This window comes from Salinifilum aidingensis, assembly GCF_054782015.1.
Genome location: NZ_BAAGTH010000010.1, coordinates 185,036 through 202,121 on the forward strand (window position 1 = coordinate 185,036; position 17,086 = coordinate 202,121).

Consider the following 17,086-nt stretch of genomic DNA (forward strand, 5'->3'; position numbering starts at 1 on the left):
CGCGCCGCCTGCCCCGCCGAGAGCTCGTTCCGACCATCGCCTGAGGACTTCACCGTGCAGACCCACGAAATCAACCGCCGCTTCACCGAGCACTTCCGCGCCACCGGCCACACCGTGGTCGGCAGCGCGTCGCTGATCCTGGACGACCCGACGCTGCTGTTCGTCAACGCGGGCATGGTCCAGTTCAAGCCCTACTTCCTCGGTGACGCCCCGGCCCCGTACCCGCGTGCCACCAGCATTCAGAAGTGCGTGCGCACCGGGGACATCGACGAGGTCGGCAAGACCACGCGCCACAACACGTTCTTCCAGATGGCCGGCAACTTCTCGTTCGGCGACTACTTCAAGGAAGGCGCGATCGCGCAGGCGTGGGACCTGGTGACCAAGTCCCAGGCCGACGGCGGGTTCGGCTTCGACCCCGCCCGGTTGTGGGTGACCGTCTACGAGCACGACCGGGAGGCCGCCGAGCTGTGGCAGTCGGTCGCCGGTCTGCCGCCGGAGCGCATCCAGACCCGCGACGCCGCGGACAACTACTGGGACATGGGCGTGCCCGGTCCCGGCGGCCCGTGCTCGGAGATCTACTACGACCGCGGTCCCGAGTACGGCCGCGAGGGTGGTCCCGTCGTCGACGAGGACCGCTACATCGAGATCTGGAACCTCGTGTTCATGCAGGACATCCGGGGTGAGGGCAGCCCGAAGGAGGGCGCGCCCGTGCTCGGTGAACTGCCGACGAAGAACATCGACACCGGCATGGGCATCGAGCGGGTCGCCTGCCTGCTGCAGGGCGTGGACAACGTCTACGAGACCGACCTGGTCCGCCCGGTGATCGCCAAGGCCGAGGAGCTGTCCGGCCGGCGCTACGGTGACTCGCACGAGGACGACGTCCGGTTCCGCGTCATCGCCGACCACGCCCGCTCCGGCGTGATGCTCATCAGCGACGGCGTCACCCCCGGCAACGAGGCCCGCGGCTACGTGCTGCGCAGGTTGCTGCGCCGCATCGTCCGCTCGACCCGCCTGCTGGGCGTGCAGGAACCGGTGCTGGGCGAGTTCGCCGCCGTCGTCCGCGACGCCATGGCCCCAGGGTATCCGGAACTGGTCGACGATTTCGACCGGATCGACGCGGTGGTGCGCAACGAGGAGTCAGCCTTCCTGGCCACGCTGTCGACCGGGTCGAAGATCTTCGACGCCGCCGCGCGGGAGACGAAGAAGGCCGGCGGCACCCAGCTGCCCGGTGACAAGGCCTTCCAGTTGCACGACACCTACGGGTTCCCGATCGACCTGACGCTGGAGATGGCGTCCGAGCAGGGGCTGTCGGTCGACGAGCAGGGCTTCCGGAACCTGATGGACGAGCAGCGGCGGCGCGCCAAGGAGGACGCCAAGGCCCGCAAGCAGGGCCACGCCGACCTGTCCACCTACCGCGACCTGCTCGACCAGCACGGCACCACCGAGTTCATCGGCTACACCGACCTGGCCGGGCAGAGCCGGGTGCTGGGGCTGCTCGTGGGCGGTCAGCCCGCCAAGACCGCCGGTGCGGGCACCGAGGTCGAGCTGGTGCTGGACCGCACCCCGTTCTACGCCGAGGGCGGCGGGCAGATCGCCGACACGGGCAAGCTCGTCGGCAGCGGTGCGGAGGTCAAGGTCCACGACGTGCAGCGCGCCGTGCCCGGCCTGTTCGTGCACCGCGCCACCGTCGTGGCCGGCGAGGTCGGCGTGGACGCCGTGCTCGAGTCCGAGGTCGACGCCAACCGCCGGCACGCCATCGCCCGCTCGCACTCGGCCACGCACCTGGTGCACTCCGCGGTGCGCGGCGCCTACGGCAAGCGCGCCGCCCAGGCGGGCTCGCTGAACTCGCCGGGGCGGATGCGCTTCGACTTCACCGCCCCCTCGGCCGTGTCGGCCTCCGTGCTCGGCGGTGTCGAGGAGGAGGTCAACGAGTACCTGCAGAGCGACGTCGAGGTGCAGTCCTACAACACCACGATGGACCGGGCCATGGAGCTCGGTGCGATCGCGCTGTTCGGCGAGAAGTACGGCGACCAGGTGCGCGTGGTCGACATGGGCGACTACTCGCGGGAGCTGTGCGGCGGCACCCACGTCGGCAGCATCGGCCAGCTCGGGGTGGTCAAGCTGGTCAGCGACTCCTCGGTCGGCTCCGGGGTGCACCGCGTCGAAGCCCTCGTCGGCATGGACGCGATGCGCTACATCAACAAGGAGCACATGCTGGTCACCCAGCTCGCCGACCAGATGAAGGTGCCCGCCGAGGAGCTGCCCGACCGGATCGAGCAGACCGTCACGCGGCTGCGCGACGCGGAGAAGGAGCTCGAGCAGCTGCGCGTGCAGCAGGTGCTGTCCTCGGCCGGGGACCTGGCCGACAAGGCCGTCGACGTGCACGGGGTGACCTTCGTGGCCGAGCGGGTCGCCGACGGCGTCGACGGCAACGCGCTGCGCTCGCTCGTCGGCGAGGTGCGCGGCCGCCTCGGCAGCCGCCCGTCGGTCGTGGCGCTGTTCTCGGTGGAGAACGGCAAGGTCAACTTCGTCGTCGGCGTCAACGGAGCCGGACGGGACGCGGGACTGGCCGCCGGCAAGCTCGTGCCGGTCTTCGCCGGTGACGTGGACGGCCGCGGCGGCGGCAAACCCGACATGGCCCAGGGCGGTGGATCCAACCCGGAGGGCATCACCGCGGCCGTGTCGACGCTGCGCGAGGAGATCGGCCGGGTGATGCTCGGGTGAGTGCCGACCGCCCGGAGCCCGGTGGCGGGGAGGACCCTCGCCGCCACCGACCCGCTGAGCCGGGGGCGGAGGAGGGCTCCTCCGCACCGGGCCCGTCCGCGGCGGGGGAACCCGCCGCACCGGGAGGGGGCGCCGAGACCGCGGCCGAACCCGCCCCGGACCCCGGCCCGGGGCGGCGGCTGGCCATCGACGTCGGTGGGACGCGCATCGGCGTGGCGATCAGCGACCCCGCACCGGTGCTGGCCACACCGGTGGAAACGGTGCGCCGGGACCGGCGCCGCGGCAGCGACCTGCGGCGGTTGTCCGCGCTCGTCGCCGAGTACGGCGTGGTCGAGGTCGTCGTGGGGCTGCCCGTGACGATGGCGGGCGAGGAAGGGCACTCCGCAGGAATGGCCAGGAAGTTCGGCGATGCCTTGGCCCCTCGGATCGCTCCCGTGCCGCTGCGGTTCACCGATGAACGGCTGACCACCGTCACCGCGAGCCGTATGCTGAGCGAGCGGGGCGTGCGGGGCAAACAGCAGCGCGTCGTGGTGGATCAGGCCGCGGCCGTGGAGATCTTGCAGGCTTGGTTGGACGCTCGGGGGCGCAGTGCGGGAAGGGACAGTTGGTGAGCGACGATCTCGGATTGTTCGCGGACGACCCCGATGACGACGATCCGCCCCGGCGGGGGCGCGATCCGGAGTTCTTCCGACGGCGCAAGCGGCGCCGCTGGGTGACGGCCATCGCCGGGGTCTGCGTGTTCGTGCTGGTGGTGGGCGGTGCGCTGTACGGCGTGAGCCAGATCCGCGAGCTGCGGTCCTACGAGGACTACGACGGCGGCGGCCACGGCGACGTCGTCATCGAGGTGGCCTCCGGTGACACGATCAGCGCCATCGGATCCACCATGACCGAGAAGGGCGTGGTGGCCAGCTCCCGGGCGTTCGTCGAGGCGGCGGAGGAGAACCGGCAGATCAACAGCATCCAGCCCGGCTACTACCTGATGCGCCGGGAGATGTCGGGGCAGGCCGCGGTCGAGCACATCGTCTCCGACAAGGCCCAGGTGGGGCGTGTCGAAGTGCGCGGCGGGATGCGCCTGGAGGACCAGCTCTCCCCCGACGGCGGGCGCAAGCCGGGAGTGCTCACGCGGCTCGCGCAGGCCTCCTGCGCCGGCGGCGCGCAGCAGTGCGTCACCTCCGAGCAGATGCACCAGGCCGCCGCTTCCGCGGACCTCGCGGAGCTGGGCGTGCCGGAGTGGCTGCGCGCCGACGCCGCCAAGGGCGAGGGCTTCCGCCGGTTGGAGGGCTTGATCCTGCCCGGTGTCTACGACGTGAAGCCGGGCGCGGACGCGGTGGGCGTGCTGCGCTCGGTGCTGCGCACCTCGGCGGCGAAGCTGGAAGCGGCCGGTGTGCCGCAGGCAGCTGAGCAGACCGGCCGTTCCCCGTACGAGCTGCTGACGGTCGCGTCGCTGGTGCAGAGCGAGAGCATCGAGAAGGACTTCGGCAAGGTGGCCCGGGTGGTGTACAACCGGCTCGAGCCGCCGCAGATGCACCTCGGCATGGACTCGACGATCAACTACCCGCTGGACAAGCCCAGCCTGCTGACGAAGCCGGAGGACCGGAACCGGCCCGGCCCGTACAACACGTACCAGACCTACGGGCTGCCGCCGACGCCGATCTCCGCGCCCAGCCAGGAGGCGATCCTCGCGGCGGAGAAACCGGCCGAGGGCGACTGGAAGTACTTCGTCAAGTGCTACCCCGACGGGACGTCGTGCTTCGCCGAGACGCAGGAGGAGCACGACCGGTACATCCAGCAGGCCCAGAAGCGCGGTGCGTTCTGATGCCCCGGAACGGAGCTGGGGACGCCTGGCTGGTCGCGGCCCGACATCGGTGAGCGGTGGACGTTTCCCGAGAAAGGTCCACCGGCGTTTCCCGGGGAACGTCCGCCCCGTCGAGGGGCGAGGAGGGGTGAACCGCACATGTCCGAGCGGAGCACCGCGGAAGCGCGGCGGGCCGGGGTGGTCGGCTCGCCGATCGCGCATTCGCTGTCGCCGGTGCTGCACACCGCCGCCTACCGCGAGCTCGGCCTGCGCGGGTGGTCCTACGACCGCCACGAGGTCGGCGAGCAGGACCTGCCCCGTTTCGTCGCCGCGCTCGGCCCGGAGTGGGCCGGGTTGTCGGTGACCATGCCCGGCAAGCACGCGGCGCTGCGGCTGGCGGACGTGCGCACCGAGCGCGCGGCGGCGGTCGGTGCGGCCAACACCTTGGTGCGCCGCGCTGACGGCTGGCTGGCCGACTGCACCGACGTGGACGGCGTGGTGGGCGCGCTGGGTGCTGCGCGGGGCCTCGAGCGCGGGCTGGTCCTCGGCGCAGGGGGGACGGCCGCGGCCGCGCTGGCCGGGTTCGCCGAACTCGGCGTGGGCGAGAGCGTGCTCGTCGTGCGCGAACCGGAACGCGCGCGTTCAGCCGTGGCCACGGCCGAGCACCTCGGGCTGCGGGTGCGGGTGGAGCGGCTGGACACCGCCGCGCTGCCCGAACTGGCCGGACGCAGCGACGTGGTGGTCTCCGCGCTGCCCGCGGGGGCCTGGCAAGCCCTCCCGGCCGAGGAGCTGGCGGCCGCGCCGCACGTGCTCGACGTGCTCTACCACCCGTGGCCCACCCCGCTGGCGCGGGCGGTCTCCGCCGCGGGCGGCCGCCTGGCCACCGGACTGGACATGCTGCTGCACCAGGCCTTCGGGCAGGTGGAGTGGTTCACCGGCCTGCCCGCACCGCGGGTGGCGATGCGGGCCGCCCTCGCCGAAGCCGCGGGCGGGGAGGCGCTGGCCGCTCCGTGATCCGCCGCGGCCCGCCCACCGCGGCGGCCCGGCGGAGGCCCCCAGCAGAGGTCGCGGAGCGGAGGTCACCCGGCGGGCGTCATTCCCCCGTGTCCAGGTCGGACGCGACGAGTCCGGCCACGTGCTCCAGCGCGGCTTCCGCCCCGTCGCCCTCGGCGGCGAGGACGACTTCGTCGCCGTGGGCCGCCCCCAGGGCCATGAGACCGAGGATGCTGCCGCACTCGACCGGATCGGCACCCTCCTTGCGGATCGTGATCGGCACCTGCTGCTGGGCGGCGGCCTTGGCCACCAGCGCCGCGGGCCGCGCGTGCAGCCCGACCTCGCTCGCCACCGTCACCTGTCGCTCGGTCATGTCACTCCCTTCCGCGCACCGGTCGCCGCGACCGGCTCACTGCTGGCCGCGGGACGTGCCTCCCGCGGCGTCGGACCGCCCACCGGCCCCGTCGGACGAGGCACCGCCGCCAGTATCCGCATCGGAAGTGGATGTCTGTTCCGGGTCCTCGTCCTCGCGCCCCGGCGTGCGCAGGTTCCACCTCGTGATGACGAAGCGGAAGATCACGTAGTACAGCACGGCGTAGCCCAGCCCGATCGGGATGAGCCACAGCGACCGCGTGGACAAGCCGAAGTTGAGCACGTAGTCGATCGCGCCCGCGGAGAACCCGAAGCCGCTGTGGATGTCCAGCGCGTTCACCAGCGCCATCGAGCTGCCGGTGAGCACGGCGTGGACGAGCAGCAGCGGCCAGGCCACGAAGATGAAGGAGAACTCCAGCGGCTCGGTGACGCCGGTGAGGAACGAGGTCAGCGCGACCGACACCATGATGCCGCCGACGACCTTGCGCTGGCCGGGCCTGGCCGTGTGCCAGATCGCCAGGGCGGCGGCGGGCAGCGCGAACATGAAGATCGGGAAGAACCCGGTCATGAACGTGCCCGCGGTCGGGTCGCCCGCGAAGAAGCGGGAGATGTCGCCGTGCTGGCCCTGGTAGTCGCCGAACAGGAACCACACGACGTTGTTCGGGATGTGGTGCAGGCCCAGTGGCAGCAGCAGCCGGTTGACCACGCCGTAGATCCCGCCGCCGACGACGGCGTTGGCGGTGACCGCGTTGCTGAACGCGGTCAACCCCGCGTCGAACAGCGGGTAGAGCAGGCCGAGGACCGCGCCGATGACGACCATGGCGCAGGCGGTGATGATCGGCACGAAGCGGCGGCCGCCGAAGAACGCGAGGTACTGGGGTAGTTTGATCCGGTAGAAGCGCTGCCACAGGAAGGCCGCGGTCAGCCCGGCGATGATGCCGCCGAGCACGCCGTAGGGGCCCTCGTTGTAGCTCGTGCCGTCCTCCTGGCCGGTGATCTCCCACATGACGCCGGCCAGCACGAGGTAGCCGACGGTCGCCGCCAGCGCGGTGGACCCGTCCGCCTTCTTGGCGAACCCGATGGCCACGCCGACGGCGAACAGCAGCGGCAGGTTGTCGAACAGCGCCCCGCCGGCGGCGCCGATGACACCGGCCACGGCCTGCAGCGGGCCGACGGCGCCGAGCAGGTCCTCCTGCCCGAGGCGCTGCAGCAGCGCGGCGGCGGGCAGCACCGCGATGGGCAGCATGAGGCTGCGTCCCAGGCGCTGCAGCAGCGCGAATCCGCGGCTGTCGCCGGGTGCCTTCTCGGCACTGGTCATGGCGTCCCTCCTCCGTGCGGGCGCACCGGCGGTCACCGGGCCCGCATCGCCACGCGTGTCCGAACGGGGTGTCTACGATGCCGGGCGTCGGTGCGCGGGGCGCAGCGACTCGGTGCCCGGGAGACCGGGCGTTGGTACTGTCCGGTCTAAACCAGTAGCGGACGATGCGCGGTCGCCGCAGCGGGTGTCAAGGGATGCGTTTCTTCGTTGCCGCATCGACACCGGGCGGCGCAGGATCATCGGCAGGGGCCGCGTCGGTGCGCGGTCCGGACGAAGGGAGGCCGCGGTGGCCGAGGACAAGGCGACGGCGATCCTCACCGCACTCGGCGGTGGGGACAACCTGGTGGAAATCGAACCGTGCATCACGCGCCTGCGGTGCGAGGTGCGCGACGGGGGCGAGGTCGACGAGGCGGGCCTCAAGGCGGCCGGCGCCCACGGCGTGATGCTGCAGGGCACGGCGGTGCAGGTCGTCGTGGGCCCGGAAGCGGACACGATCGCCGAGGACATCGAGGACCTGCGGTGAGCCTGGAGGTGGGCAGCCCGGTCGACGGCCTGGCGACCTCGCTCAGCGATGTTCCGGACCCGGTGTTCTCCCAGGCCATGGTGGGTCCCGGTGTGGCCGTGCGGCCGGCCGCGGGTGCGGCCGCCGCGGTCGCGCCGATCAGCGGCGCGGTGGTGACGTTCCACCCGCACGCGTTCGTCATCGCCGCGCCCACCGGCGCGGCGGTGCTGGTGCACCTCGGCATCGACACGGTCAAGCTCGCCGGCGAGGGCTTCACCGCGCACGTGGCCAAGGGCGACAGCGTCGAAGCCGGGGACCGCGTGGTCACGTGGGACCCGTCCGCGGTGGAGGCGGCCGGGTACGCGTCGATCTGCCCCGTGGTGGTGCTCGAGGTGACGCCGGACGCGTTGAGCGACCGGCGGGAGGACGGCGAGGTCGGCACCGGCGACGTGCTGTTCGCCGTGGACTGACCGCTCGCCGTGGACTGAGCGCCGCGGGCGCGTGCTCCCCGGCCGCGGCCCCGGCTGAGGCGTGCGGGAGCTTGCCCGCGCCGGGTGAGCCTGCCCGACACGCGTCCTTCCGGTGCGCTGCGGTGCGGCCTCCGGTGCGTGCGGACGCAGGCTGGAGCGGTGGACACGACGAGGTTCGGCTCCGGCCCAGCGGATCCGGGCAGCAGCGCTGCGGACCCGAGCAGCAGTACGGCGGAGCTCGGCAGCAGCGCTGCGGTGCTCGACTCCACCGCGGCGGGCGCGGTGGTGGTCGTCGCGGTGTGCGGACTGCTCGGCACCGCGGCGGGGCGTCTCGGCCGCTCCGCCCTGCTGCGGCTGGCCCGGGGCGTGCGCCCGCCGGCGGGGTGGTGCGAGTTCGGCGTCGGCGCGCTGTGGGCGGTCGCGGCGGTGCGGTGGTGCCTGCCCGGAGCACCGGGGTGGTGGCTGCCGGTGCCGCTGGTGCTCGCCTGGTTCGGTGTGCTGCTCGGCGTTTGCGACCTGCGGGCGTGCCGCCTGCCGGATGCGCTGACCCTGCCGCTGTACCCGGTGCTGGGAGTGCTGCTCGCCGTCGCGGCGGTCGGGGCGGGGCGCCCGCGCCTCGCGGTCACGGCCGCGGCCGGCTGCGTGCTGTGCGGCGGTGCCTACCTCCTCGTGCGCCTGGTGCTCGGCGACGCGCTCGGCCCCGGGGACGTGAAGCTCGCCGGTGCGCTCGGCGCTGCCGTCGGCGGGGTCTCGCTCGGGGCCGTGGCCGGTGTGGTGGTGGCGGCGGCCGTGCTCACCGCGCTGCTGGCGCGGCTGCTGCGACGCTGCGGCGGCCGGGACGGGCGCACGTGCTCGGGGGCGGGGCGCGGTGTGCCGCACGGTCCTGCGCTGCTCGCGCCCGCCTGGCTGCTGACCGCCCTCGGCCCGTGAGCCGCCTCGGCGGGCGAGCCGCCTCGGCGGGCGAGGCGCGCGCGGGTGACCGGCTGGTGCGGGGCCTGGCCGGTGGCGGTTTGTCCGGTGGCGGGTCCGGCCGGTGCGGGCCGCTCCCGGAGGCCGAACCCCGGACGTCGAACCCCGGTGCCGGCCACCCCGGCGGCCTGCCCGTGCCTGCGCACGTGGCAGGATGATGAGTTGTGCTGCGTTGGATGACTGCAGGAGAGTCGCACGGTCCCGGCCTGGTCGCGGTGCTGGAGGGCATGGTGGCCGGCGTCGAGGTGACCACGGGCGAGATCGCGACCCAGCTGGAACGTCGCAAACTCGGTTTCGGGCGCAGCCCGCGCATGAACTTCGAGGCCGATGAGCTCGAAGTCCTCGGTGGTCTGCGGCACGGTCGTACGCAGGGAGGCCCGTTCGCGATCCGCATCGGCAACACCGAGTGGCCCAAGTGGGACAAGGTCATGGCCGCCGACCCGGTCGACCCCGCGGAGCTGGAGGCGCTCGCCCGCAACGAGCCGCTGACCCGCCCGCGTCCGGGGCACGCCGATCTCGCCGGCATGCAGAAGTACGGCTTCACCGAGGCCCGGCCGGTGCTCGAGCGCGCCAGCGCGCGGGAGACCGCGGCGCGCGTGGCCGTCGGCACGGTGGCGCGGGCGTTCCTGCGGCAGCTGTGCGGCGTGGAGGTCGTCAGCCACGTGGTCAGCCTCGGCGGTGTGGACGCGGAGCAGGAGACCCTGCCGACGGCGGCGGACCTCGAGGCGATCGACGAGAACCCGGTGCGGGCCTTCGGCGCCGCGGCCACCGAGCGCATGACCGCCGAGGTGGAGGAGGCCAAGCGCGACGGGGACACCCTCGGCGGCGTCGTCGAGGTCATCGCCCACGACGTGCCGCCCGGGCTGGGCTCGCACGTGCACTGGGACCGCAAGCTGGACAGCAGGCTGGGCGCGGCGCTGATGAGCGTGCAGGCCATCAAGGGCGTGGAGATCGGCGCCGGTTTCGCGAACGCCCGGCGCCGCGGTTCGGCGGCGCACGACGAGATCCACCCCGCTTCCGGGGCGCGGTGGGTCACGCGCTCCAGCAACCGCGCCGGCGGCGTGGAAGGCGGCATCAGCAACGGTGAACCGCTCATCGTGCGCGCGGCGAAGAAGCCGATCTCCAGCCTGCCGCGCCCGCTGGACACGGTGGACGTGGACACCGGCGAGCCGGCGCACGCGATGCACCAGCGCTCCGACGTCACCGCCGTGCCGCGCGCCGCGGTCGTCGCCGAGACGATGGTCGCGCTCGTGCTCGCCGAGGCCGCGCTGGAGAAGTTCGGCGGGGACGAGCTGTCCGAGACGCGGCGCAACATGCGCGGCTACCTCGAGGACCTGGCAGAACGAGCGGAGGAAAGGCGCGGACGCTCATGACACCGCGTGCGGTGGTGGTCGGTCCGCCGGGCAGCGGCAAGACGACGGTGGGGCGCCTGCTCTCCGAGCACTGGGACGTGCCCTTCCGGGACACCGACGAGGACGTGCGGACCTCGAGCGGGCGCGAGATCGCGGAGATCTTCACCTCCGACGGCGAGCCGGCCTTCCGCGAGATGGAGGAGAGCGCGGTGGCCGCCGCGCTGACCGAGCACGGCGGCGTGCTCGCCCTCGGCGGTGGTGCGGTGCTGTCCGACCGCACGCGGCGGCTGCTGGCCGAGCACCCGGTCGTGTTCCTCGCGGTCGGGCTGTCCGAAGGCGCCCGGCGCACGGGCCTGTCCACGGCGCGCCCCCTGCTGTCGGGGGTGAACCCGCGGGCGACGTTCAAAGCCCTGCTGGACGCGCGGATCCCGCTGTACCGCGAGGTGGCGACAGTGGAAGTCGAGACCGACGAGCTCGCACCGGCGGAGGTGGTGCGGCGCGTCGACGCCGCGCTGAGCGGTGCCGATCCGTCGGCGGATCCCCAAGTCGGAAAGGGGCGAGGATGACCGAGCCGGTGCGGATCAACGTCGCGACGCGGCAGCCGTACGAAGTGATCATCGGGCGGGGCATGCTCGGTGATCTCATCGAGCAGGTGCGCGACGCCTCCGCGGTGGCGCTGGTGCACCAGCCGACGTTGACGACCACGGTGGAGAACGTCCGCGAGGAGATGGCCGCGGCGGGCGTCGACGCCCACCGGGTCGAGGTGCCGGACGCCGAGGAGGGCAAGAGCCTCGCCGTGGCGGGCTTCTGCTGGGAGGTGCTCGGCAAGATCGGCATGGACCGCGACGGCGTGGTCGTCGCCTTCGGCGGCGGCGCGGTCACCGACATGGCCGGTTTCGTCGCCGGGACGTGGATGCGCGGGGTGCGCGCCGTGCACGTGCCCACGACTCTGCTCGGTGCGGTGGACGCGGCGGTCGGCGGCAAGACCGGGATCAACACCGAGGGCGGGAAGAACCTCGTCGGCCTGTTCCACGAGCCGAGCTCCGTGCTCGTCGATCTGGCCACACTGGAGGGACTGCCGAGCAACGAGGTGGTCGCCGGCATGGCCGAAGTGGTCAAGTGCGGCTTCATCGCCGATCCGGAGATCCTGGACATCATCGAGCGGGACCCCGCTGCCGCGCTCGACCCGGCGGGGGAGACGTTGGGGGAGCTGGTGCGCCGCGCGATCCAGGTGAAGGCCTCGGTGGTGGCCGAGGACCTCACCGAGGCGCACTCGCGCGAGACCCTCAACTACGGCCACACGCTCGCGCACGCCATCGAACGCCGCGAGCGGTACCGCTGGCGGCACGGTGCGGCGGTGGCGATCGGCCTCGTCTTCGCCGCGGAACTGGCCCGCATGGCCGGCAGGCTGGACGACGCGACGGCGGACCGGCACCGCACCGTGCTCGACGCGCTGGGGCTGCCGACGAAGTACTACGCCGGCGTGCTCAACGAGCTCATCGAGAACATGCAGCTGGACAAGAAGACCCGCTCGGGCATGCTGCGGTTCGTGGTGCTCGACGAGCTCGCCAAGCCCGGCCGGCTGGAGGGGCCGGACCCCTCGCTGCTGGCGGCCGCGTACTCCGCGGTGACCGGTGAGGAGCAGGGCGCGGGCACGGAGGTGTTCCTGTGAACATCCACGTGCTCAACGGACCGAACCTGGGGCGGCTCGGTTCGCGGGAACCCTCGGTGTACGGCACCGCCACCTACGCCGACCTCGTCGCGCTGTGCGAGCGCACCGGTGGTGAGCTCGGCGCGGGCGTCGCGGTGCGGCAGACCGACCACGAGGGCGAGATGGTGGGTTGGCTGCACGAGGCCGCCGACGAGCAGGCACCGGTGGTGCTCAACGCGGGGGCGTGGACGCACTGCTCGATCGCCGTGCGCGACGCGGCGGCGCAGCTGCGGGCCGATCTCGTCGAGCTGCACATCTCCAACGTGCACCGGCGGGAGCCGTTCCGGCACACCAGCTACCTCTCCGACATCGCGACCGCGGTGATCGCCGGGTTCGGGGTGGACGGCTACCCGCTCGCGCTGCGCTGGCTGGCCAGCCGCGGCTGAGGCGAGCGCCGCGGTGAGGCCCGCCGCCGGTGCGCGAGAGCCGCCGGTGCGGCGGGAGTCGCGGTGCGGTGTCCGGTGTGGAGGGTGCTGCGGGCGGCGGGCCACCGCCGCAGGAGCGCTATCCTGGAGCGCATGACCGGCGGTGAGGACCTCGCACGTGCCACGAGCGAGCGCGGCGAGCTGCTGCTGCGCCGCCGCCCGGACGACGGCGCGGTGGAGCTGCGCGTCAACGGCGTGTTCGTGATGGACACCGCGCACACCGCCACCGAGCGGCTGCTCGCCGCGGCGGTGCTGGAGTCCGCGCCGCAGCGGGAGCTGCGCGTGGTCATCGGCGGCCTCGGGCTCGGGTTCACCCTGCGCGAGGTGCTCGCCGACCCGCGGGTGCGGGCCGTGGAGGTCTACGAGCTCGAGGGCGATCTCGTGCGCTGGTTCCGGGAGGGGCTCGTGCCCGGGGCGGCCGAGGTCCTGGCCGACCCGCGGGTGCACCTGTCCATCGCGGATGTGCGGACCGCCGCGGACGTGCGGGAGGCCCCCGAGGGGCGCGCGACCCCCGGGGCGGACGCGGGGGCGCAGGCCGCCTGCGACGCGGTGCTGCTGGACGTGGACAACGGCCCCGGCCACCTGGTGCACACCGCGAACACCGCGCTGTACGAGACCGCGACGCTGCGGGCCTGGCGCGCCGTGCTGCGCCCCGGCGGCCTGCTCGCGGTCTGGTCGGCCGACCCCGCCCCCGAACTGCTCGCCGAGCTGCGGGCGGTGTTCGGCAACGGCGAGGAGCGGGAGATCCCCGTCGTGCTCGGCACCCGCCGCACGGCCTACTACCTCCTCGCGTCCCGGGCCGGTGCGGCGGAGGGGACGGAGGGCACCCCGGCGGATGCGGAGCGCCGCGGGCGCGGGTGAGGGCGATCCGGACCTCGTCGGCGCCGCCCGCTCCCGCTAGGCTTCCGGCATGCCTGATATGCACGCCCGCCGCCGGCAGCGCCTGCGCGCTTCGCTGCGCGCGGAGGAGCTCGATGCGCTGCTGGTGACCAACCTGCTCAACGTCCGCTACCTCAGCGGTTTCACCGGGTCCAACGCAGCACTGCTCGTGCACGCCGCCGACGAGGAGGCCGAGCGGGGCACGGTGCTGTGCACGGACGGGCGCTACCGGGACCAGGCCGCGCGGGAGGTGCCGGACCTGCCGCACGTGATCGCCCGTGCCAGCGATGTCGCCCTGGCCGAGCACGCGCGCGAGCTCTCCGGGACGCACCGGCGCGTCGGCTTCGACAGCCGGCACGTCACCGTGGACGGGCGCGACGCCCTCGCCGAGGCCGCCGGTGCGGCGTCGCTGGAGCGCGCCCCCGGGCTGGTGGAGGAGCTGCGCGCGGTCAAGGACGAGGTCGAGGTCGAGGCCCTGCGCACCGCCTGCGCCGCCGCGGACCAGGCGTTGGCGGAGCTGCTCGAGCACGACGGGCTGCGCCCCGGTCGGACCGAGCGCGCGGTGGCCCGCGAGCTGGAGGAGCGCATGCGCGACCAGGGCGCCTCCGGGCCCGCGTTCGACACGATCGTCGCTGCCGGGGCGCATTCGGCGATCCCGCACCACAGCCCCACGGAGGCGCAGCTGGCGCACGGAGATCTCGTGAAGATGGACTTCGGCGCGCTCGTGGACGGGTACCACTCGGACATGACCCGCACCGTCGTGCTCGGCGCTCCAGCGGACTGGCAGCGCGAGCTGTACGAGCTCGTCGCCCGCGCCCAGGCGGCGGGCCGGCGCGCGCTCGGCGACGGCGTCCCGGCTCGGGACGTGGACGCGGCGGCGCGCTCGGTCATCGACGAAGCCGGCTGCGGCGAGCAGTTCCTGCACGGTTTGGGGCACGGAGTGGGGCTGGAGATTCACGAGGCACCGGCGCTGTCCGCACGAGGGGACGGTAAAATTGCGGCGGGAATGGCGGTCACCGTCGAGCCGGGGGTGTACCTGACGGGGCGGGGCGGGGTCCGCATCGAGGACACGCTGATCGTGCGTCCCAGTACGCCGGAGCTCCTGACGTTGACGACCAAGGAGCTCCTCGCCGTCTGATCGCGGTGTGCCAGAGCGCGCGAGTTCGCCAATCGCGCACCGAGGAAACCTGTCCCAGTCATCTACAGGAGAGACTTCCACGTGGCGACGACAAACGACCTGAAGAACGGAATGGTGCTGAACCTCGACGGCCAGCTGTGGACGGTCGTGAGCTTCCAGCACGTCAAGCCCGGCAAGGGCGCCGCGTTCGTGCGTACCACGCTGAAGAACGTGCTTTCCGGCAAGACCCTGGACAAGACCTTCAACGCCGGCGTCAAGGTCGACACCGCCAACGTCGACCGGCGCGTGATGACGTACTTGTACTTCGACGGCAACGACTACGTGTTCATGGAGCCGGAGACCTACGACCAGGTCTCGGTCGGGCCGAACGTGGTCGGCGGCATGGCCGACTACATGCTGGAGAACAGCAGCGTGGTCGTGGCCCGGCACAACGACGAACCGCTGTACGTCGAGCTGCCCGCCGTGGTGGAGCTCAAGGTCACCGAGACCGCTCCGGGCGTGCAGGGCGACCGCTCGACCGGCGGCACGAAGTCGGCGACGTTGGAGACCGGGGCGGAGGCCCAGGTTCCGCTGTTCATCAACGAAGGGGACACGCTGAAGGTCGACCCGCGCGACGGTCGCTACCTCAGCCGTGTGAGCACGAAGTGAGCGGCCGCGCCGACGCATTCGCGTTCGTCGCGCGGCAATCAGGTACGGCCGGAAAGAGGGTGTGAGGTGGGTTCCCGGAGCAAGGCCCGGAAACGCGCGGTTGATCTGCTCTACGAGGCGGACCAGCGCGAGATGGACCCGATGACGCTGCTGGCCGACCGCATCGGGGCGACTGAGGTCACGCCGATCCACGAGTACGCGCAACGGCTCGTCGAGGACGTCTCCGAACACCGGGAGCGCATCGACGAACTGCTCACCCAGCACTCCGAGGGGTGGACGCTCGACCGGATGCCGGCGGTGGACCGCTCGGTGCTGCGGCTCGGGGTGTGCGAACTGCTGTACGGCGAGGACGTCCCGGGCCCCGTCGTCATCGACGAGGCCGTGGAGATCGTCAAGGCGCTGTCCACCGATGACTCGCCGCGCTTCATCAACGGCGTCCTCGGGCGGCTCGCGACCCTCGCGCCGCGGCTGCGTCAGGAGGAGCAGGCCCGGGCGGCCGAGCCGCAGCAGCAGGACTCCCCGTCGGAGGAGGCGTCCGGAGCAGCGCGAGCGGCGGAAGGGCAGTCCGACGAGGCGCAGCAGGCCGCCTCGGCCGAGTCGCGGGGGTCCGACACGACCGAGAGCTGAGCGGGCCTCCGCAGGAGCGGACGAACGCGGCGGCGGGCCGGACCCGGTGAGGGGTCCGGCCCGCCGCCGCGTTTCGCGCAGGTTGCCGGGTGCCCGTACTGCTGCGGCGCGCCGCCACCCGCGGCACGTCGCCGCCCGCGCGTCGCGGGGTCGGGCACGTGGCGCTGCGGCGCTGGCGGAGTCCGGTGCTGACGGGCTCCAGCGCTGGCGGACTCCGGCGCTGGCCGGGAGCTCAGCGCCGGCCGGGTCCAGCGTGACGCCCGGGTCCCGCGGGAGCTGCGGGCCCCGGGTGGCTGCCGGGGCGGTGCGGGCCGCTGCGGCGGAGCGCCTCCTGCTCGGGCAGGCCGCACACCTGCCCGAGCAGCGCGCTCCGCCTGCGGCGGTCGCGCGGGCGCGTCAGTCCTCGCGCGCGGGGCGCGCTTCCGGCGGAAGCACTCCCCAGTCGATGAGCTGTTCGGTGAGCTCACCGGGCGTCATGTCGTAGATGATGGCCAGCGACCGCAGGTCCTCGGTGCGGATGGACAGCACCTTGCCGTTGTAGTCCCCGCGCTGGCTCTGGATCGTGGCCGCGTAGCGGGCCAGCGGCCCGACCTTCTCGGCGGGCAGCTGCTGCAGCCGCTCGAGGTTGATCACGACCTTCGTCGCCGGCTCGGCACCCGAGGGCACGCGGCCCTCCGGGAGCAGTTCCGCGACCGGAACGCCGTAGAAGTCGGCCAGCTCGGCCAGCTTCTGGACGGTCACCGCCCGGTCGCCGCGCTCATAGGACCCGACGACCACGGCCTTCCATCGCCCGCCCGACTTCTGCTCAACACCGTGCAGCGACAGTCCCTGCTGCTGGCGGATCGCGCGGAGCTTGCTGCCCAGCGCTTTGGCGTAGTCGCCCATGTGGCGTTTCTCCGTTCCCATTCGCCCCGTCAGTCGACACTGATGTCCGGGGAGGAAAGCTCAAATCAATACGGAGAGTAATGTTCGCTCGCGAGCGTCACCAGGTCAAGTTGGTCTTCCTCGGCTGGGGAGCGAGGACCACCACACCACCCGGACGTTTGACCTCCCAATGGTGATAGCGTACATGCCAGCCCGCAGGGCAGCGCTACCACCCGATACCGCTGCTGAGGGGCTGATCACACACCATCCTTTAAGGACCCGTCCGGTGAGGCGGGGAA

General features: G+C 72.9%; 17 protein-coding genes and 1 pseudogene. 15 read left to right on the plus strand and 3 right to left on the minus strand.

Annotated features, from left to right (window positions below; translation table 11 throughout):
• The first annotated feature begins 54 nt into the window (after positions 1 to 54).
• The 4 genes from alaS (at position 55) to ACYVJE_RS15175 (ending at position 5,533) form a co-directional block, all read left to right on the plus strand.
• Entirely contained in the window at positions 55 to 2,724 is a 2,670-nt protein-coding gene (alaS, locus tag ACYVJE_RS15160) for an alanine--tRNA ligase (protein ID WP_461144962.1), read from the plus strand.
• Positions 2,725 to 2,903: 179 nt separating this feature from the next.
• Positions 2,904 to 3,335, plus strand: coding sequence for a Holliday junction resolvase RuvX (gene ruvX / locus ACYVJE_RS15165; protein ID WP_461144983.1), 432 nt, complete (start codon positions 2,904 to 2,906; stop codon positions 3,333 to 3,335).
• Positions 3,332 to 4,540: an endolytic transglycosylase MltG gene (locus tag ACYVJE_RS15170; protein ID WP_461144963.1), complete on the plus strand. Its 1,209-nt coding sequence runs from the start codon at positions 3,332 to 3,334 to the stop codon at positions 4,538 to 4,540. Before ruvX ends, ACYVJE_RS15170 begins: the two co-directional genes overlap by 4 nt.
• A 138-nt stretch (positions 4,541 to 4,678) precedes the next feature.
• Positions 4,679 to 5,533, plus strand: coding sequence for a shikimate dehydrogenase (locus ACYVJE_RS15175; RefSeq protein ID WP_461144964.1), 855 nt, complete (start codon positions 4,679 to 4,681; stop codon positions 5,531 to 5,533).
• A 79-nt stretch (positions 5,534 to 5,612) separates the two neighbouring features.
• On the opposite strand, the gene ACYVJE_RS15180 is transcribed toward ACYVJE_RS15175, so the two are convergent.
• The gene (locus tag ACYVJE_RS15180; protein WP_459156533.1) at positions 5,613 to 5,885 is read right to left on the minus strand and encodes an HPr family phosphocarrier protein; all 273 of its coding nucleotides are present in this window, start codon (positions 5,883 to 5,885) and stop codon (positions 5,613 to 5,615) included.
• Positions 5,886 to 5,921: 36 nt separating this feature from the next.
• On the minus strand, positions 5,922 to 7,202 hold the full coding sequence (locus tag ACYVJE_RS15185; RefSeq protein WP_461144965.1) for a PTS transporter subunit EIIC: 1,281 nt from the start codon (positions 7,200 to 7,202) through the stop codon (positions 5,922 to 5,924).
• A gap of 286 nt (positions 7,203 to 7,488) precedes the next feature.
• Between ACYVJE_RS15185 and ACYVJE_RS15190 the strand changes: the two genes are divergently transcribed.
• From ACYVJE_RS15190 to nusB, 11 genes and pseudogenes are all read left to right on the plus strand, one after another.
• On the plus strand, positions 7,489 to 7,725 hold the full coding sequence (locus ACYVJE_RS15190; RefSeq protein ID WP_459156531.1) for a glucose PTS transporter subunit EIIB: 237 nt from the start codon (positions 7,489 to 7,491) through the stop codon (positions 7,723 to 7,725).
• On the plus strand, positions 7,722 to 8,174 hold the full coding sequence (locus ACYVJE_RS15195; protein WP_461144966.1) for a PTS sugar transporter subunit IIA: 453 nt from the start codon (positions 7,722 to 7,724) through the stop codon (positions 8,172 to 8,174). Before ACYVJE_RS15190 ends, ACYVJE_RS15195 begins: the two co-directional genes overlap by 4 nt.
• A 159-nt stretch (positions 8,175 to 8,333) precedes the next feature.
• Entirely contained in the window at positions 8,334 to 9,104 is a 771-nt protein-coding gene (locus tag ACYVJE_RS15200) for a prepilin peptidase (protein ID WP_461144967.1), read from the plus strand.
• A gap of 203 nt (positions 9,105 to 9,307) precedes the next feature.
• Positions 9,308 to 10,516, plus strand: coding sequence for a chorismate synthase (gene aroC, locus ACYVJE_RS15205; protein ID WP_459156528.1), 1,209 nt, complete (start codon positions 9,308 to 9,310; stop codon positions 10,514 to 10,516).
• Positions 10,513 to 11,061: a shikimate kinase gene (locus ACYVJE_RS15210; RefSeq protein WP_459156527.1), complete on the plus strand. Its 549-nt coding sequence runs from the start codon at positions 10,513 to 10,515 to the stop codon at positions 11,059 to 11,061. Before aroC ends, ACYVJE_RS15210 begins: the two co-directional genes overlap by 4 nt.
• Entirely contained in the window at positions 11,058 to 12,167 is a 1,110-nt protein-coding gene (gene aroB / locus ACYVJE_RS15215) for a 3-dehydroquinate synthase (RefSeq protein ID WP_461144968.1), read from the plus strand. Before ACYVJE_RS15210 ends, aroB begins: the two co-directional genes overlap by 4 nt.
• Positions 12,164 to 12,592, plus strand: coding sequence for a type II 3-dehydroquinate dehydratase (gene aroQ / locus ACYVJE_RS15220; protein ID WP_459156525.1), 429 nt, complete (start codon positions 12,164 to 12,166; stop codon positions 12,590 to 12,592). Before aroB ends, aroQ begins: the two co-directional genes overlap by 4 nt.
• Before the next feature lie 132 nt (positions 12,593 to 12,724).
• Positions 12,725 to 13,492 (plus strand): spermidine synthase, encoded by a 768-nt coding sequence (locus ACYVJE_RS15225; protein ID WP_461144969.1) that lies wholly within the window; start codon positions 12,725 to 12,727, stop codon positions 13,490 to 13,492.
• A 49-nt stretch (positions 13,493 to 13,541) separates the two neighbouring features.
• Positions 13,542 to 14,648, plus strand: a complete 1,107-nt coding sequence (locus ACYVJE_RS15230) for a M24 family metallopeptidase (protein ID WP_461144970.1) — start codon at positions 13,542 to 13,544, stop codon at positions 14,646 to 14,648.
• Positions 14,649 to 14,729: 81 nt separating this feature from the next.
• Positions 14,730 to 15,296, plus strand: coding sequence for an elongation factor P (gene efp, locus ACYVJE_RS15235; protein WP_459156522.1), 567 nt, complete (start codon positions 14,730 to 14,732; stop codon positions 15,294 to 15,296).
• Between the two features lie 66 nt (positions 15,297 to 15,362).
• Positions 15,363 to 15,800: pseudogene (gene nusB / locus ACYVJE_RS15240) on the plus strand (transcription antitermination factor NusB); the annotation flags it as partial.
• Between the two features lie 519 nt (positions 15,801 to 16,319).
• Here the strand turns inward: nusB and bldD are convergent.
• Positions 16,320 to 16,808 (minus strand): transcriptional regulator BldD, encoded by a 489-nt coding sequence (bldD, locus tag ACYVJE_RS15245; protein ID WP_461144984.1) that lies wholly within the window; start codon positions 16,806 to 16,808, stop codon positions 16,320 to 16,322.
• Positions 16,809 to 17,086 lie beyond the last annotated feature (278 nt).